This is a genomic window from Pseudomonas sp. EggHat1 (genome assembly GCF_014892995.1).
Taxonomy (GTDB): Bacteria; Pseudomonadota; Gammaproteobacteria; order Pseudomonadales; family Pseudomonadaceae; genus Aquipseudomonas; species Aquipseudomonas chaetocerotis.
Genome location: NZ_JACKQK010000013.1, coordinates 1 through 16,511, shown reverse-complemented (window position 1 = coordinate 16,511; position 16,511 = coordinate 1). Strand labels below are relative to the sequence as shown.

General features: G+C 62.6%; 13 protein-coding genes and 1 tRNA gene. 10 read left to right on the top strand and 4 right to left on the bottom strand.

What is annotated here, in order from left to right; translation table 11 throughout:
* The first annotated feature begins 8 nt into the window (after positions 1-8).
* From INS93_RS18935 to INS93_RS18925, 3 genes are all read left to right on the top strand, one after another.
* A complete protein-coding gene (locus tag INS93_RS18935; protein ID WP_192984853.1) occupies positions 9-515 on the top strand; it encodes a TRAP transporter small permease in 507 nt (168 codons plus the stop codon).
* 58 nt (positions 516-573) lie between these two features.
* Positions 574-1,878: a TRAP transporter large permease gene (locus INS93_RS18930; RefSeq protein WP_192984851.1), complete on the top strand. Its 1,305-nt coding sequence runs from the start codon at positions 574-576 to the stop codon at positions 1,876-1,878.
* A gap of 281 nt (positions 1,879-2,159) precedes the next feature.
* Positions 2,160-7,001, top strand: a complete 4,842-nt coding sequence (locus INS93_RS18925) for an NAD-glutamate dehydrogenase (RefSeq protein WP_192984849.1) — start codon at positions 2,160-2,162, stop codon at positions 6,999-7,001.
* A 475-nt stretch (positions 7,002-7,476) separates the two neighbouring features.
* Here the strand turns inward: INS93_RS18925 and INS93_RS18920 are convergent, their stop codons facing one another.
* Positions 7,477-8,910, bottom strand: a complete 1,434-nt coding sequence (locus INS93_RS18920) for a M48 family metalloprotease (protein ID WP_160017537.1) — start codon at positions 8,908-8,910, stop codon at positions 7,477-7,479.
* Between the two features lie 108 nt (positions 8,911-9,018).
* Between INS93_RS18920 and INS93_RS18915 the strand changes: the two genes are divergently transcribed.
* Together INS93_RS18915 and INS93_RS18910 are read left to right on the top strand one after the other, a co-directional pair.
* A complete protein-coding gene (locus INS93_RS18915) occupies positions 9,019-9,258 on the top strand; it encodes a sulfurtransferase TusA family protein (RefSeq protein WP_160017538.1) in 240 nt (79 codons plus the stop codon).
* A gap of 169 nt (positions 9,259-9,427) precedes the next feature.
* A complete protein-coding gene (locus tag INS93_RS18910) occupies positions 9,428-10,483 on the top strand; it encodes an AI-2E family transporter (RefSeq protein ID WP_160017539.1) in 1,056 nt (351 codons plus the stop codon).
* Positions 10,484-10,615: 132 nt separating this feature from the next.
* Here the strand turns inward: INS93_RS18910 and INS93_RS18905 are convergent, their stop codons facing one another.
* Positions 10,616-11,089: a peroxiredoxin gene (locus INS93_RS18905; RefSeq protein WP_192984847.1), complete on the bottom strand. Its 474-nt coding sequence runs from the start codon at positions 11,087-11,089 to the stop codon at positions 10,616-10,618.
* 22 nt (positions 11,090-11,111) lie between these two features.
* The gene (locus INS93_RS18900; RefSeq protein ID WP_003460630.1) at positions 11,112-11,669 is read right to left on the bottom strand and encodes a glycine cleavage system protein R; all 558 of its coding nucleotides are present in this window, start codon (positions 11,667-11,669) and stop codon (positions 11,112-11,114) included.
* Positions 11,670-11,916: 247 nt separating this feature from the next.
* Here INS93_RS18900 and dapA point away from each other — a divergent pair, with 247 nt between their 5' ends.
* From dapA to INS93_RS18880, 4 genes are all read left to right on the top strand, one after another.
* The gene (gene dapA, locus INS93_RS18895; RefSeq protein WP_160017542.1) at positions 11,917-12,795 is read left to right on the top strand and encodes a 4-hydroxy-tetrahydrodipicolinate synthase; all 879 of its coding nucleotides are present in this window, start codon (positions 11,917-11,919) and stop codon (positions 12,793-12,795) included.
* Positions 12,796-12,811: 16 nt separating this feature from the next.
* Entirely contained in the window at positions 12,812-13,933 is a 1,122-nt protein-coding gene (gene bamC / locus INS93_RS18890; protein ID WP_160017543.1) for an outer membrane protein assembly factor BamC, read from the top strand.
* Positions 13,934-14,131: 198 nt separating this feature from the next.
* A complete protein-coding gene (locus INS93_RS18885) occupies positions 14,132-15,046 on the top strand; it encodes a phosphoribosylaminoimidazolesuccinocarboxamide synthase (RefSeq protein ID WP_420707327.1) in 915 nt (304 codons plus the stop codon).
* A gap of 118 nt (positions 15,047-15,164) precedes the next feature.
* A tRNA-Ser gene (locus INS93_RS18880) sits at positions 15,165-15,254 on the top strand.
* A 326-nt stretch (positions 15,255-15,580) separates the two neighbouring features.
* Here INS93_RS18880 and INS93_RS18875 read toward each other — a convergent pair.
* Positions 15,581-15,853 (bottom strand): antitoxin of toxin-antitoxin stability system, encoded by a 273-nt coding sequence (locus INS93_RS18875; RefSeq protein WP_192984845.1) that lies wholly within the window; start codon positions 15,851-15,853, stop codon positions 15,581-15,583.
* Between the two features lie 294 nt (positions 15,854-16,147).
* Between INS93_RS18875 and INS93_RS18870 the strand changes: the two genes are divergently transcribed.
* A partial coding sequence (locus INS93_RS18870; RefSeq protein WP_192984843.1) for a PAAR domain-containing protein occupies positions 16,148-16,511 on the top strand: 364 nt, incomplete at its 3' end.

Below are 16,511 nucleotides of genomic sequence, written 5' to 3'. Positions count from 1 at the left end.
CGTTGTTCATGACCCCACTGCACAAGCTCTACACCCTGTCCGGATGGTTGTCCGGCGTGTTTCTCGTCCTGATCTGTGTGCTGGTCGTGGCGCAGATCGTCGCCCGCCAACTGGGCACCATGGTGCCCGCCGCCGATGAGTTCGCCGCCTACGCGATGGCCGCATCGGGCTTTCTCGCCTTGCCCTACGCCCTGCAGCGCGGCGCGCACATCCGTGTGGAGCTGCTGTTGCGGCTGCTGCCCGCTGGCGGCCGCCGTGTAGTCGATGTACTGGCCACGCTGGTCGGGTTGGGGATCGCCACCTATATGGCCTGGTACTGCGCGTTGTTCGTGCTGGAGTCCTACGAGTTCAAGGAAGTGTCGTCCGGCCTGTTGCCGATTCCCATGTGGCTGCCACAGCTGCCGATGCTGCTGGGCACGCTGATTCTGGTGGTGGCGATGGCCGAGCGCCTGGTGCTGAGCTGTCAGGGCAAGCGCTTCGAGGCTGTCGAAGCCGGTACGGCGATGAGCGAGTGAGCCCGCTGGCTCGACCCTTAATTGCGGCCAGCGCCGCACTGCATTCGTGAGTGAACCCGTGGACTACACAATCATTACAATCACCCTGCTGCTGGCGCTGTTCGTGCTGCTTGGCGGCGGCGTCTGGGTTGCCCTGTCGTTGCTTGGCGTCGGCATCATCGGCATGGAGCTGTTCGGCGGTGCGCCGGCCGGTTCGATCCTCGCTTCCACCAGTTGGGCGTCCAGTGCCAGCTGGACCTTGACGGCCCTGCCGCTGTTCATCTGGATGGGCGAGATTCTATATCGCACGCGCTTGTCCGAAGACATGTTCAACGGTCTGGCGCCCTGGATGCGCGGCCTGCCGGGGCGCCTGCTGCATGTCAATGTGTTCGGCTGTGGCCTGTTCGCGGCGGTCAGCGGCTCTTCCGCAGCCACGGCGGCCACCATCGGTCGCATCTCCCTGCCCGAGCTGAAAGCGCGCGGTTACCCGGAGTCCATCGCCATGGGCTCGCTGGCCGGTGCCGGTACGCTCGGTTTGCTGATTCCGCCGTCGATCATGATGATCGTCTACGGGGTGGCGGCGCAGGTGTCGATCTCGCGCCTTTTCATCGCCGGCATCCTGCCGGGCCTCCTGTTGCTGGCGATCTTCAGCGGTTACCTGATGCTCTGGTCTGCCTGCAATCGCAGCAAGCTGCCGGAAGAGGGCGAGCGTCTGCCGTTCATGGACAAGCTGCGCAAGGCCAAACTGCTAATTCCGGTGCTGGGCCTGATCATCGCGGTGATCGGCTCGATCTATGGCGGCATCGCCACAGCCACCGAGGCTGCTGCCGTTGGCGTGGTCGGTGCGCTGCTGATCGCGCTGTGCTCCGGAGCACTGACCCGGGAAACCTTCATGGCCAGCCTGATGGGCGCGGTGTGCACCTCGTGCATGATCTTCTTCATTCTGCTCGGTGCGGCGTACCTGACCTCGGCCATGAGCTTCACCGGTCTGCCGGCGGCGCTGGCCGACTGGATCATCGCCAAACAGTTGTCGCCGTACCTGTTGCTGCTGGCGCTGACGTTGTTCTTCATTGCCCTGGGCTGCTTCCTCGACGGCATCTCGATCATCCTGCTCACCACCGCAGTGATTCTGCCGGCGGTGCAGGCTGCCGGGATCGATCTGCTGTGGTTCGGCATCTTCGTCATCCTGGTAGTGGAAATGGCGCAGATCACCCCGCCGGTAGGCTTCAACCTGTTCGTCATTCAGAACCTCACCGGACGCAACCTGGGCGCGGTGGCGCGTGCCAGTTTCCCGTTCTTCCTCCTGCTGGTGCTGGCGGCGATCCTGATCACCTTGTTCCCGCAGATCGTGCTGGCGCTGCCCGAGGCGATGCGCGGCGCCTGACCTCTCGCCATGGCCCGCTCGCGCTCCAGTGGCGGGCCATGGTTTTTCTTTTTGCACCGCGCCGGTGCAGCCTTGAAAGAAAATGTCGCAGCGCCGCAAGCGGTTGCAGGCCATCCCTCGTTAAGCTCGCTGGTTATATGTGACCCATCGGTCGCTCTCTTCACGCCGGTCCGCATGCGACTCGCAAGTGTCATCGTCGCTTCATGGACTAACGTTGAACTAACACCTCACGACAGCGATCCAGACCTCCTGTCGAACCACCAGCCTAATGGAGCAAAACCATGGCGTTCTTTACGGCGGCCAGCAAAGCCGACTTCCAGCACCAACTGCAAGCGGCCCTGGCACAGCACGTGAGTGAGCAGGCGCTGCCACAAGTAGCCCTGTTCGCCGAACAGTTTTTCGGCATCATCGCCCTCGAGGAATTGACCCAGCGACGTCTGTCCGACCTGGTCGGTTGCACCCTGTCGGCCTGGCGCATGCTGGAGCAGTTCGATCACGCCAAGCCGCAGGTACGCACCTTCAACCCCGATTACGAGAAGCACGGCTGGCAGTCCACCCATACAGCGGTGGAAATCCTCCATGGCGACATCCCGTTCCTGGTCGACTCGGTGCGCATGGAGCTCAATCGCCACGGCTACAGCATCCACACCCTGCAGAACAGCGTGTTCAGCGTGCGCCGTGACAAGAACGGCCAACTGCTGGAGATCCTGCCGCGCGGCACCCAGGGCGAGGGCGTGCTGCAGGAAGCGTTGATGTTCCTGGAAATCGACCGCTGCTCCACCTCCGCCGAGCTGAAGACCCTGGAAAGGGCTATTCACGAAGTCTTCGGTGACGTGCGCATGAGCGTCGCCGACTTCCAGCCGATGAAGGCCAAGGCGCGCGAGCTGCTGGCCTGGCTGGATCGCGCCAAGCTCAAGGTGGACAAGGCCGAGCTGGATGAAATCAAGGTCTACCTGAACTGGTTGCTGGACAATCACTTCACCTTTCTCGGCTACGAGGAATTCACCGTCGTACCGACCGCCGATGGCGGCAGCATGGTCTACGACGAGAAATCTCTGCTCGGGTTGTCCAAGCGCCTGCGTACCGGGCTGTCGGCCGAGGAGCTGCATATCGAAGCAGAGGCGGTGGCCTACCTGCGCGAGCCGCAGTTGCTGTCTTTCGCCAAGGCTGCGGTACCGAGCCGTGTGCACCGTCCGGCCTATCCGGATTTCGTCTCCATCCGCGAACTCGATGCCAAGGGCAACGTGGTCAAGGAATGCCGCTTCATGGGCTTGTACACCACCTCGGTGTATGCCGAGAGCGTCTGGAACATCCCCTACATCCGCCGCAAGGTAGACGTGATCAAGCAGCGTTCCGGCTTCGACAGCAGTGCTCACCTGGGCAAGGAACTGGCCCAGGTGCTGGAAGTGCTGCCGCGCGACGACCTGTTCCAGACCCCGGTGGATGACCTGTTCAACACGGCGCTTTCCATCGTGCAGATCCAGGAGCGCAACAAGATTCGCGTGTTCCTGCGCCGCGATCCCTACGGTCGCTTCTGCTACTGCCTGGCCTATGTGCCGCGTGACGTGTACTCCACCGAAACCCGCATGAAGATCCAGCAGGTGCTGATGGAGCGTCTGCAGGCCACCGATTGTGAGTTCTGGACCTTCTTCTCCGAATCGGTGCTGGCGCGCGTGCAGTTCATCCTGCGCGTCGACCCGAAGAACAAGACCCAGATCGACCCCGTGCGTCTGGAGAAGGAAGTCATCCAGGCCTGCCGTTCGTGGAAGGACGACTACGCCAGCCTGATGGTCGAAAGCCTCGGTGAAGCCCAGGGCACCAACGTGCTGGCGGAATTCCCCGGCGGCTTCCCGGCCGGCTACCGCGAGCGTTTCGCCCCGCATTCGGCGGTGGTGGACATGCAGCACCTGCTCAGCCTGAGCAACGACAAGCCGCTGGTGATGAGCTTCTACCAGCCGTTGGCGCAGGCAGGCCAGCAACTGCACTGCAAGCTGTATCACGCTGATACACCGCTGCCGTTGTCCGACGTGCTGCCGATTCTGGAGAACCTCGGCCTGCGCGTGCTTGGCGAGTTCCCCTACAAGCTGCGCCGCAATGACGGCCGCGAGTTCTGGATTCACGACTTCGCTTTCACCTATGCCGAAGGCCTGGACGTCGACATCCAGCAGCTCAACGACACCCTGCAGGACGCCTTCATTCATATCGTCGGCGGCGATGCCGAGAACGATGCGTTCAACCGCCTGGTGCTGACCGCCGCCATGCCCTGGCGTGAAGTGGCGCTGCTGCGTGCCTACGCGCGCTACCTGAAGCAGATCCGCCTTGGCTTCGATCTCAGCTATATCGCTGCGACCCTGATCAACCACACCGATATCGCCAAGGAACTGGTGCGTCTGTTCCGCACCCGTTTCTACCTCGCCCGCAAGCTCACCGCCGAGGACCTGGAAGACAAGCAGCAGAAGCTCGAGCAGGCCATTCTGGCTGCGCTGGACAACGTCGCCGTGCTCAACGAAGACCGCATCCTGCGTCGCTACCTGGACCTCATCAAAGCCACCCTGCGCACCAACTTCTTCCAGACCGACGCCAGCGGCGCCGCCAAATCCTACTTCAGCTTCAAACTCAGCCCGCGTCTGATTCCGGATATTCCGCGTCCGGTGCCGAAGTTCGAGATCTTCGTCTACAGCCCGCGCGTCGAGGGTGTGCACCTGCGCTTCGGCGACGTCGCCCGCGGCGGCCTGCGCTGGTCGGATCGTGAAGAGGACTTCCGTACTGAAGTGCTCGGCCTGGTCAAGGCGCAGCAGGTGAAGAATGCGGTGATCGTGCCGATGGGCGCCAAGGGTGGCTTCGTGCCGCGCCGGATGCCGATTGGCGGTTCGCGTGACGAGGTGCTGGCCGAGGGCATCGCCTGCTACCGCATCTTCATCAGCGGCCTGCTGGATATCACCGACAACCTCAAGGACGGCGAGGTAGTGCCGCCGCAGAACGTGGTGCGTCACGACGCCGATGACCCCTACCTGGTGGTGGCGGCGGACAAGGGCACTGCGACCTTCTCCGACATCGCCAACGGCATCGCCGCTGAATATGACTTCTGGCTCGGTGACGCCTTCGCCTCCGGCGGCTCGGCCGGCTACGACCACAAGGGCATGGGTATTACCGCCAAGGGCGGCTGGGTTTCGGTGCAACGCCACTTCCGCGAGCGCGGCATCGACGTGCAGAAGGACAACGTCACCGTGATCGGTATCGGCGACATGGCCGGCGACGTGTTCGGCAATGGCCTGCTGCTGTCGGAAAGCCTGCAGCTGGTAGCGGCCTTCAACCACATGCACATCTTCATCGACCCGAACCCGGACGCCGCCAGGAGCTTCGTCGAGCGCAAGCGTCTGTTCGAGCTGCCGCGTTCGAGCTGGGCCGACTACGACGCCAAGCTGATTTCCGACGGTGGCGGCATCTTCCTGCGCAGCGCCAAGAGCATCGCCATCACACCGCAGATGAAGGCGCGCTTCGACATCGCCGCCGACAAGCTGGCGCCCACCGAGCTGCTCAATGCCCTGCTCAAGGCGCCGGTCGATCTGCTGTGGAACGGCGGTATCGGCACCTACGTCAAATCCAGCAAGGAAAGCCACGGCGACGTCGGCGACAAGGCCAACGACGCCCTGCGCGTGGACGGCCGCGAACTGCGTGCCAAGGTGGTAGGCGAGGGCGGTAACCTGGGCATGACCCAGCTCGGCCGCGTCGAATTCGGCCTGCATGGCGGCGCCAGCAACACTGACTTCATCGACAACGCTGGTGGTGTGGACTGCTCCGACCACGAAGTGAACATCAAGATTCTGCTCGGTGAAATCGTCTCGGGCGGCGACATGACCGAGAAGCAGCGCAACAAGCTGCTGGCCGAGATGACCGATGATGTCTCCGAACTGGTGCTGGGCAACAACTACAAGCAGACCCAGGCGCTGTCGCTGGCCGAGCGCCGCGCCCGCGAGCGCGTCGGCGAGTACAAGCGCCTGATGAATGCGCTGGAAAGCGCCGGCAAGCTGGACCGCGCCCTGGAATTCCTGCCTTCGGACGAAGAACTGAACGAGCGCGCCACCAACGGCCAGGGCCTGACCCGGCCGGAGCTGTCGGTGCTGATTTCCTACAGCAAGATCGACCTCAAGGAATCGCTGCTCAAGTCCCTGGTGCCTGACGACGAGTACCTGGCGCGCGAGATGGAAACCGCCTTCCCGGCGATCCTCACCGAGAAGTTCGGCGACGCCATGCGTCGTCACCGCCTCAAGCGCGAGATCGTCAGCACGCAGATCGCCAACGACCTGGTCAACCACATGGGCATCACCTTCGTGCAGCGTCTGAAGGAGTCCACCGGCATGAGCGCGGCCAACGTCGCCGGCGCCTATGTGATCGTGCGTGACCTGTTCCGCCTGCCGCACTGGTGGTCGCAGATCGAGGCGCTAGACTACAAGGTATCGGCCGATCTGCAACTGCAGTTGATGGACGAGCTGATGCGCCTGGGCCGTCGCGCTACCCGCTGGTTCCTGCGCAGCCGCCGTAACGAGCTGGATGCCGCGCGCGACGTGGCGCATTTTGCACCGCGTATCGAGGCGCTGGTCGGTCGCCTGGACGAACTGCTCGAAGGCCCGGCTCGCGAGCAATGGCTGGCACGCTACCAGAGCTTCGTCGAAGCCGGCACGCCGGAAGAACTGGCCCGTGTGGTCGCCGGCACCAGCCACCTGTACACCCTGCTGCCGATCATCGAAGCAGCGGACGTGACCGGCAAGGATGCCAGTGAAGTGGCGACTGCCTACTTTGCCGTTGGCGGCTCCCTGGAGCTGTCCTGGTACCTGCAGCAGATCACCAACCTGCCGGTGGAGAACAACTGGCAGGCGCTGGCCCGCGAAGCATTCCGGGATGATCTGGACTGGCAGCAGCGTGCGATCACCGTGTCGGTGTTGCAGATGGCCGATGGCCCGCAGGAAGTCGAGGCACGCGTGGCGCTGTGGCTCGACCAGCATCAACGCCTGGTCGACCGCTGGAAGGCGATGCTGGCCGAACTGCGTTCGGCGACCGGCACCGACTACGCCATGTACGCGGTAGCCAACCGCGAGCTGATGGACCTGGCACAAAGCGCCTGAGCCGCCCGCTGAAATAAAAGAGCCCCGCCAAGTGCGGGGCTCTTTCGTTTTGCTGAGCGGTATTCACACGCTTGCGTAGCCCGGATGCAATTCGTGGATTCTTGCGCTCTTGCCCCGGATTACATCCGGGCTACCGCATCGTTATCGGTGCGCGCAGCGCACCCTAAGACGAGTAGGGTGCGCCATGCGCACCAGGCCCCAGCGTGGTGGTGCGCCGTGCGCAGCACTGGGTTCCGCCAGCCCCTCAGAGTGGGTCGCGTTCGTAGAGGGGAGGCAGGTGCGTGGGACCTTATGTGAGCGGCATTACGCCAGGCGCGGGGCTTGTTCGTTTTGCTGTGCTTGCGTAGCCCGGATGCAATCCGGGGATTCTTGCGCTCTTGCCCCGGATTACATCCGGGCTACCACATCATTGTCGGTGCGCGCAGCGCACCAGGCCCCAGCGTGGTGGTGCGCCGTGCGCAACATTGGGTTCCGATCAGCGCAGCATCTGTTCCACCAGGCGTTTCTCCTCGGCAAGCTCGCGCTGACGGGCATCGATGCGCGAGGCTAGCTGGAAGTTGTTGCTGGCGCGGCGCTTGGCGTAATCCAGCTGTTCGATGGCCTGGTTGTAGTCGCCGACCAGGGCGAAGAACTCCGCGCGCGCCTGATGCAGGCCGATGGTATTGCCGCTCAGGCCGCGAACCTCGGCAACCTGGTACCAGACGTCCGGGTCCTTGGCGCGGGTCTTGAGCAGGTCGTCCAGCGCACGTTCGGCATCGGCGACGCGCTGCTGCTTGAGCAGCAGGTCGATGCGCGTCTGCTGCAGCGGATAGTTGCTCGGGTAGAGGGTGAGCATGCGTTTCTGCCTGCGCTCGGCGGCATCCAGGCGATTGGCTGCCATATCCAGCTCGATCTGCGCCAGGTTGTAGGTGATGTCGTCCGGGGTCTTGCCCAGCAGCGGCGCCAGGGTCTCACCAGCCTCGGCGAGTTGGCCGGTTTTCATCTGTGCCAGTACCAGGCCATAGCGCGCTGCATCGAGGCCTGGGTTTTCGTCGAGCATGGCGCGAAAGCGCTTGGCCGCGACGCCTGGCGTCTCTTCGTAGGTCAACTGCACGCGGGCGCGCATCAACTGGTAGCGCAAGCTGTCTTCACGGCCCGTGGCCGGGTATTGCTCGGCGCGGTTGCGGGTGTCGGCGATACGTGATTCCGACACCGGGTGAGTCAGCAGAAACTCCGGCGGCTTGGCGTCATAGCGGTACTGGCGCATCAGTCGTTCGAACATCAGCGGCATGGCGCGTGGGTCGTAGCCGGCTTTTTCCAGGTTGACCAGGCCGATGCGGTCGGCCTCCTGTTCGTTTTGCCGGGAGAAACGCCGTTGTTCCTGAATGGCAGCGGCCTGGGTCGACATGATCGCTGCCATGCCGGCATCGCCGGCGCCGGCCGCCGCGGCGACAATGCCGGCGAGCATGGCCGCCATCAGCGGCAATTGCATGCGTTGCTGGGCCTCGACGCCACGGGCGAAGTGGCGTTGCGACAAGTGCGCCAGTTCGTGGGCCATGACCGAGGCGTACTCGGCTTCGGTCTGGGCATAGAGGAACAGACCGCCGTTGACCCCGACGATCCCACCGGGGGCGGCGAAGGCATTGAGCTGCGGGCTGTTGAGCAGGACGAACTCGAGACGGCGGTCCTGCAGCTGACTGGTTTCCGACAGGCGATAGACGCTGGACTCGACGAAATCCTTCAGTTGCGGGTCGTCCAGTTGCGAAACCTGGCCACGCAGCAGGCCGAGCCAGGCACGGCCGAGCTGGTGTTCTTGTTGTGGCGAGACGATCGAGGAGCTGGCGTCGCCTAGCGACGGCAGATCACTGGCACCCGTGTGGGCGGCGAACAGGCAGGCCAGCGTCAGCAGGGTGGGGCGCAGAAAAGTCATGCACTCAGGGCTCTTGGGCGGCAAAGGGGTTACTGTAGCCGGCCAGCTACTGCGCTGGCCAGGGCTGCGGCGGCTTGGGTATCCTAGCCGACCTATCAGGAGTAGATGATGACAGACGTACCGGCCTTCGATGCCGAACTCGACGCCTGCGGGCTGAACTGCCCGTTGCCCTTGCTCAAAGCCAAGCTCGAGCTCAATCGCCTGGCCAGCGGCGCCGTGCTCAAGGTCAGCGCTACCGACGCCGGTTCGCAGCGCGACTTTCGCGCCTTCGCCAGCCTGGCCGGCCATGCGCTGCTGCATGAAGAGGTCGACTCGGGTATTTATCGTTACTGGTTGCGTAAGGCCTGAGCCACGGCTCGTCATGACGGGCCAGAAAGATAACGGACGCGCCCAATGTCAACCAGTTGAGCGTCGATGCAGCGAATAGGCAGGAGCAGCGCCCCGGGGCTGGCTCCTACGAAAAGCTGTTTCTGATCGGCATTACGGACGCGCCTCTTTTGCAGATTAAGGATCATTGATGGTCAAGGTTATTCGCGACTGGCTGCATCGCTACTTCTCCGATGAACAGGCTGTAGTGCTGGCAGTGCTCCTGGTGCTGGGCTTTGCCGTGGTACTGACGCTTGGCGGCATGCTCGCGCCGGTGCTGACCGGTCTGGTGCTGGCCTTTCTCATGCAGGGCCTGGTCAACGGTCTGGAGCGCCTGAAGGTGCCGCAGGTGCTGGCGGTCTGGCTGGTTTTTACCCTGTTCATGGGCGGCCTGACGGTGTTCATGCTGGTGTTGATGCCGCTGCTCTGGCAGCAGTTGAGCACGCTGTTCAATGAACTGCCGCGCATGGCGGCCGAGTGGCAGTCGGTGTTCCTCCTGCTGCCGGAGCGTTATCCGAACCTGATCAGCGATGCACAGATCGTGCAACTGATCGACAGCATGCGCGGTGAGGCCGGCAAGTTCGGCCAATGGGCACTGTCGTTCTCCCTGTCCAGCCTGCCGATGCTGGTCAGCGTGATGATCTACCTGGTGCTGGTGCCGATCCTGGTGTTCTTCTTCCTCAAGGACCGCGAGCAGATCGGCCAGTGGTTCCGCAGCTACCTGCCGCGCGAGCGCGCGCTGATCACCCAGGTCGCGCAGGAGATGAACCAGCAAATTGCCAACTACATCCGTGGCAAGTTCATCGAGATCATCATCTGCGGCGTGGTTACCTACATCGCCTTCGCCTACCTGGGGCTCAACTACGCGGCCCTGTTGGCCCTGCTGGTCGGCCTGTCGGTGGTGGTGCCTTATATCGGCGCGGTGGTGGTGACCGTGCCGGTGGCGCTGATCGGGCTGTTCCAGTGGGGCTGGAGTGATCAGTTCCTCTACCTGATGGTGGTCTACGGCATCATCCAGGCGCTCGACGGTAACGTGCTGGTACCGCTGCTGTTCTCCGAGGCGGTCAACCTGCATCCGGTGGCGATCATTTGCGCGGTGCTACTGTTCGGCGGGCTCTGGGGCTTCTGGGGCGTGTTCTTCGCCATTCCGCTGGCGACCCTGTTCAAGGCTGTGATCAACGCCTGGCCGCGTATCGAACCTGCCTGATCGGGCCTGTGGGAGCGGCTTCAGCCGCGAAATACGCAAAAGACCAGTTACCCAAGCCCAATGAAAAAGGCCGCATTTGCGGCCTTTTTCAGGACAACGAGGCTTTGACAGCGATGCCGTAGGGTGCGCCGTTTAGCCCTTATGCAGCGCTTCGGCGGCTGCCAGCACCTTGTCTACATGGCCGGCGACCTTGACGTTGCGCCACTCTTCACGCAACACGCCATCCTTGTCGATCAGGAAGGTGCTGCGCACGATGCCCATGTATTCCTTGCCGTAGTTCTTCTTCAGTTGGTACACGCCGAACAGATCGCACAGCTGATGCTCTTCGTCGCTGATCAGCTCGAAGGGGAACGCTTGCTTGCACTTGAAGCTTTCGTGCTTCTTCAGGCTGTCCATCGACACACCGAAGATCAGCGTGTTGGCTGCCTTGAACTGCTCGAAGCGAGCACTGAAGTCCATACCCTCGGTGGTGCAGCCCGGGGTCGCGTCCTTCGGATAGAAATACAGCACGACCTGCTGGCCCTTGAGGTCGGACAGCTTGATCTGCTGGCCACTGGTGGCCTCGGCCTGGAAGTCGGCAACGGGTTTGTCGAGTTCTACGGGCATGGAAACTCCTTGCATGCGGCTATCAGGGATTCTGCGGGCGCCAAGGTTCGATCAGCGCATCCAGATTCAGCGCATCGGCGAAATCCAGGAACTGATCGCGCAGCCAGCTGATCTGTGTGCCGGCCGGCAGTGTCACGGTCAGGGTGGCGTTGAGCATGGTGCCGCCGGTCTGCGGCGCCTGGTAGGTGTCGCAGGTCAGGGCTTCCAGCTCGACGCGGTGGTCGATGAAGAACTGGCACAGCTCGTTGAGAATGTCCGGGCGGTACACGGCGCTAACGTAAGCCACATAAGGCAGCGCCTGCGGGCGCACTTCGGCGGCGGCGCTGCGCGCCAGGTCCACACTGAAATCATGCTTCTTGGCCAGCAGCGGCAGGCTCGACTCCAGGCGCGCCAGGGCATCCCAGCTACCGGACACCTGCAGCACCAGGGCGCTGAATTCACCGTGACGGCTCAGGCGAGTGCTGATAACCGCACAACGGTTCTCATGGCTGGTGCGGCTGAGCAGATTGGTCAGGGCCATGGCGTCGCGGCCGAGAGCACTGATGACGAGGAATTGTTCGCGAACGAGGGGGGTGGACATGCAGCCTTCCTAAAGCGATGAACGGTCCACGCACGAGAAGCCGCAGACCAAAGACAGCAGGTTAGCGAAAAGCACCGCCGAGGGGAATGGCGAAGCCTTGTGCATCGGACGATGGCCAGCGTCGCTGGCAGGCCGTGGAAAAACGCAGGTAGTGTGCAAACGACCTGATAAGCCCGTGTCCGTTGCTTGTGCCGGATTGGTGGCACCAGTACCATTACCGCTCAATTTTTCCGGCAGGAGCGGTTGCATGATTGCGGGCAGTATGGTGGCACTGGTCACGCCCATGGATGCGCAGGGTGGTCTGGATTGGGAAGCCCTGAGCAAATTGGTGGATTTCCACCTGCAAGAGGGCACCAATGCCATCGTCGCGGTCGGTACCACCGGTGAGTCCGCCACGCTGGAAGTGCCCGAGCACATCGAAGTGATCAAGCGTGTGGTCAAGCAGGTTGCCGGCCGTATCCCGGTGATCGCCGGCACCGGTGGCAACTCCACCCGTGAATCGGTCGAGCTGACTCGTGCCGCGCAGGAAGTCGGCGCCGATGCCGCTCTGCTGGTCACCCCGTACTACAACAAGCCGACCCAGGAAGGCCTGTACCTGCATTTCCGCCACATCGCCGAAGCCGTATCCATCCCGCAGATTCTCTACAACGTGCCGGGCCGTACCGTGTGCGACATGCTGCCGGAGACCGTCGAGCGCCTGTCGAAGATCGACAACATCATCGGCATCAAGGAAGCCACCGGCGACCTGCAGCGCGCTCAGGACGTACTGGATCGCGTCAGCAAGGACTTCCTCGTCTACTCCGGTGACGACGCCACTGCTGTCGAGCTGATGCTGCTGGGTGGCAAGGGCAACATCTCCGTCACCGCCAACGTTGCGCCGCGTGCCATGAGCGACCTGTGCGCCGCCGCCATGCGTGGCGAGGCGGCCATCGCCCGCGCCATCAACGACCGTCTGATGCCGCTGCACAAGGCACTGTTCCTCGAATCCAACCCGATTCCGGTGAAATGGGCGCTGCACGAAATGGGTCTGATGAGCGACGGTATTCGTCTGCCGCTGACCTGGCTCAGCCCGCGCTGTCACGAACCGCTGCGCCAGGCCATGCGCCAGTGCGGTGTATTGGCTTAACTCAAGGATTCTACGCATGAAGCGACTGGCCGGATTTTCCGCCCTTGCTCTGATCGTCTCCAGCACCAGCGGTTGTGGCTGGCTCTGGGGTGAAAATGGCTACTTCCGTGATCGCGGTAGCGATTACCTGGAAGCACGCCAGACCGCACCGATGCAATTGCCGGCCGACGTCCAGGCCAAGCGCCTCGACCCGTTGCTACCGATACCTGCCCAGGTTGCCAGCAGCACTGCGACTCCGGCCGAATTCGAAGTGCCGCGCCCGCAAGGCCTGCAGGTACGTGCCGACGAGCGCGAGTTCAGCCTGCAGCGCAGTGGCGACTCGCGCTGGGTCGTGGCCCAGCGCGTGCCGGCCGAAGTCTGGCCGCTGGCGCGTCAGTTCTTCGAAGACAACGGTTTTCGCATCGCCAGCGAGCGTCCGCAAACCGGCGAATTCATCACCTCCTGGCAGCGTTTCGATGAGCTCTCCACGAGCATGGCGCGCAGCCTGAGCAGCCGCGTTTCCGGCGTTGCGTCGGACGCCGAAACCCGCGTGCGCGTGCGCATCGAGCCGGGCGTACAGCGCAACACCAGTGAAGTCTTCGTCACCAGCGCCGAGCGTCCTGCCGGCAGCACCGCCGATGTCGATTTCGCTGCCCGTAGCGGCAACGCCAGCCTCGAAGCTGCACTGCTCGACGAAATGCTGGTGAGCATGACCCGTGGCGTGGAGCAGGGCGGCTCGGTATCGCTGCTCGCCGCGCGCGACTACGATGCGCCCAGCCGCGTCAGCCTGAGCGAAGACGGCAACGGCAACCCGGTGCTCAACCTCGGCGCCGATTTCGACCGCGCCTGGTCCGGCGTCGGCCGTTCGCTGGAGCTCGGCAACGTGCGCGTCGACGACCTCAACCGCAGCCTTGGCCTGTACTACATCAACATGGCCGAGGGCGCTCAGATCAACGAAGAGAAGCCAGGCTTCTTCGGTCGCATGTTCGGCAGTGAGCCGAGCAAGGAAGAGATCGAAGCCCGTGCCGAGCGCTACCAGGTGCGCCTGACGCCGGTTGGTGATGGTGTCCAGGTCACCGTGGAAAAAGACCTCAACACCATTGCCCCGGCCGACGTGTCGCGCCGCGTGCTGAGCCTGATCCAGGATAATCTCGGCTGACCGGCGCCAGCAGGCCGTTGAAAAGCGGCCTGCAGCGCGCTCCAGCCGTTAATCGATGGGCGAAACCCGCAAAGGTTTCGCCTTGTTAGTGTGAAAGTCGCGCAGCGACGTCTTCCTTCAGTCCTTCTCCCTCCGGGAGAAGGTGGCGCGAAGCGCCGGATGAGGGAGGGCATGCCGCGAAGGCTTTCATCATTCGGGATGCCTCTCGCGGCATACCCGTTTGCCAGAAACGGAAATGCCGACATGAGCACACCCACCACCCTGAGCCTGAAGAAGATCTACTCGGGCAAGGTCCGCGACCTCTACGAAATCGACGACAAGCGCATGCTGATGGTGGCCACCGATCGTCTGTCGGCATTCGACGTCATTCTCGAACAACCGATTCCGGAGAAGGGCAAGATCCTCACCGCCATCTCCAACTTTTGGTTCGACAAGCTGGCTGGCGTGGTACCGAATCACTTCACCGGTGACAAGGTCGAAGACGTCGTGTCCGCCGCCGAGCTGCCACTGGTCGAGGGCCGCGCGGTCGTCGCCAAGCGCCTCAAGCCGGTTGCCGTTGAGGCCATCGTGCGTGGCTACATCGTCGGCTCCGGCTGGAAGGAGTACCAGAAGAGCGGCACCGTCTGCGGCATCGCCCTGCCGGCCGGCCTGAAAGAAGCGGCCAAACTGCCGCAACCGATCTTCACCCCCTCGACCAAGGCCGCTGTGGGCGATCATGACGAGAACATCAGCTTCGCGCAGTGTGAGGCCATCATCGGCGCCGAACTGGCTGCCCAGGTGCGTGACACCGCGATCAAGCTGTACACCACGGCTGTCGAGTACGCCGCTACCCGCGGCATCATCATCGCCGACACCAAGTTCGAATTCGGCCTGGACGAAGACGGCACCCTGACCCTGATGGACGAAGTGCTGACCCCGGACTCCAGCCGCTTCTGGCCGGCCGACAGCTACGCCGAAGGCAGCAACCCGCCGAGCTTCGACAAGCAGTTCGTGCGCGACTGGCTGGAATCCACCGGCTGGAACAAGCAAGCTCCGGCCCCGGCCGTACCGGCAGACGTCGCGCAGAAAACCGCCGACAAGTACCGTGAAGCGCTTACTCGCCTGACCGCTTGAACCTTGCGAGAGAAGGCCGGGCATCCCCCGGCTTTCTCACAAGCGCCTGATAGAACACGAAAAATTTTCAAAATAAGCTTCGCCAAAGCGCATTCAGCTGTTATGATTCGCGCCGCTTGGGAAGATGCCGGAGTGGTCGAACGGGACGGATTCGAAATCCGTTGTGTCAGCAATGGCACCTAGGGTTCAAATCCCTATCTTCCCGCCATATCTCAAGCTTAAGCCCCTGAAATTCCTAGAGTTTCGGGGGCTTTTGCTATCTGCGGCATGCAAGGTGTTGAAGAAGTGTCGAAAGCGGCTGGAGACTGCAGTTAGCTCTGAACCGGTGGCCACATCCTGGCGACGTGCACCAGGGCGAGAATCCAGACGGCGTCACGCTCAGGTCCGATACGCAGGGCCGAAGTGCTCCTGAGGGATCGGTTCACGAGAGTTGGCAGCCTCTCCTTGTTGGCCCGTGCCTCGAGCTCTAAGAGGGCTGTCGGTGACGATCAGATATCCAGTCGATCCTGCAGGGGCTCGCCGTCCAGGCAACCTTCATTCCCAGCCCTTGGCGCGGCGAGCGACGAATTCTGCTTCGACGTCATCGTTGAATCGACCACGACCAGCCTCTACCGATGCCCTGGCAACAGCGACCTTTAGCTGCACGAACTCATCATGCTCTTTGGCCTGTTGCTGTTGGCGGATGAAATCGCCCATTAGGTCCTGCATGACCTGGGAGGCTGGCCGGCGTACTGCTTTAGCGGCAGCCATGAATTCTTCGAGTAACTCGGGCTCCAGCTTCAAGTGGAAGACGGCTTCCTTGGCCATGCTGCTTCACCTCAGACAAGAAACGGGGCAGATCTTTGCTGGAGCATATCTGGCTTGAAAATGAATCTGTCGCCTTGTCCTTTCTGAGGTTCTGACCCACCTCCCCGTGATTGTGATCTGCCGCGCTGATGATGCCGACCCAGGAGGGGCGTCAGGCAGTTATTGGGGCAAGGGTCGCAAGGGATTGGGCAGATGCACGGAGTGCCCTTCCTGACATTCAGATTTGTCCCATAGCCACCAAGTGGTGGTGTGCGCACATGCTTACCGCTCAATTCCTACAACCAAGGAAAGGGTATGGCAGTTGGTTATTTCATCCGATTAGGTGACAAAACTACGTGCGGGGGATCGGTGGTGGAAGCCGACTCACGGGTCATGATGTTCGGTATCGCTCATGCTCGTGAAGGTGACCGCGTCACCTGCGGCAAGGATGGCCAGGTTTACCGGATTCTTGGCGGTGTTCCGTTCATCGACAGTCATGGAAGGTTCGTGGCTGGAACACTGCACAGCATCAGTGGTTGTCCATGCCGAGCCAGGCTTCTACCGTCGCTATTCACCGCTAGTTACGGCTCTGACGACCAAGACGCGGCAGGAACGGCAAGCAGTTCCTTACGCTCCTCAGGCCCGGCACCTACCGCACCAACTGTCCCTCCCGCTTTAA

Bases quoted from the DNA above. Each gene is read 5' to 3' on its own strand.
- INS93_RS18920 (WP_160017537.1), bottom strand. From the start codon at position 8,910: ATGACTTTTCTGCGCCCCACCCTGCTGACGCTGGCCTGCCTGTTCGCC.
- INS93_RS18925 (WP_192984849.1), top strand. From the start codon at position 2,160: ATGGCGTTCTTTACGGCGGCCAGCAAAGCCGACTTCCAGCACCAACTG.
- INS93_RS18875 (WP_192984845.1), bottom strand. From the start codon at position 15,853: ATGGCCAAGGAAGCCGTCTTCCACTTGAAGCTGGAGCCCGAGTTACTC.
- INS93_RS18910 (WP_160017539.1), top strand. From the start codon at position 9,428: ATGGTCAAGGTTATTCGCGACTGGCTGCATCGCTACTTCTCCGATGAA.
- dapA (WP_160017542.1), top strand. From the start codon at position 11,917: ATGATTGCGGGCAGTATGGTGGCACTGGTCACGCCCATGGATGCGCAG.
- INS93_RS18915 (WP_160017538.1), top strand. From the start codon at position 9,019: ATGACAGACGTACCGGCCTTCGATGCCGAACTCGACGCCTGCGGGCTG.
- INS93_RS18885 (WP_420707327.1), top strand. From the start codon at position 14,132: ATGCCTCTCGCGGCATACCCGTTTGCCAGAAACGGAAATGCCGACATG.
- INS93_RS18905 (WP_192984847.1), bottom strand. From the start codon at position 11,089: ATGCCCGTAGAACTCGACAAACCCGTTGCCGACTTCCAGGCCGAGGCC.
- INS93_RS18935 (WP_192984853.1), top strand. From the start codon at position 9: ATGACCCCACTGCACAAGCTCTACACCCTGTCCGGATGGTTGTCCGGC.
- INS93_RS18900 (WP_003460630.1), bottom strand. From the start codon at position 11,669: ATGTCCACCCCCCTCGTTCGCGAACAATTCCTCGTCATCAGTGCTCTC.
- bamC (WP_160017543.1), top strand. From the start codon at position 12,812: ATGAAGCGACTGGCCGGATTTTCCGCCCTTGCTCTGATCGTCTCCAGC.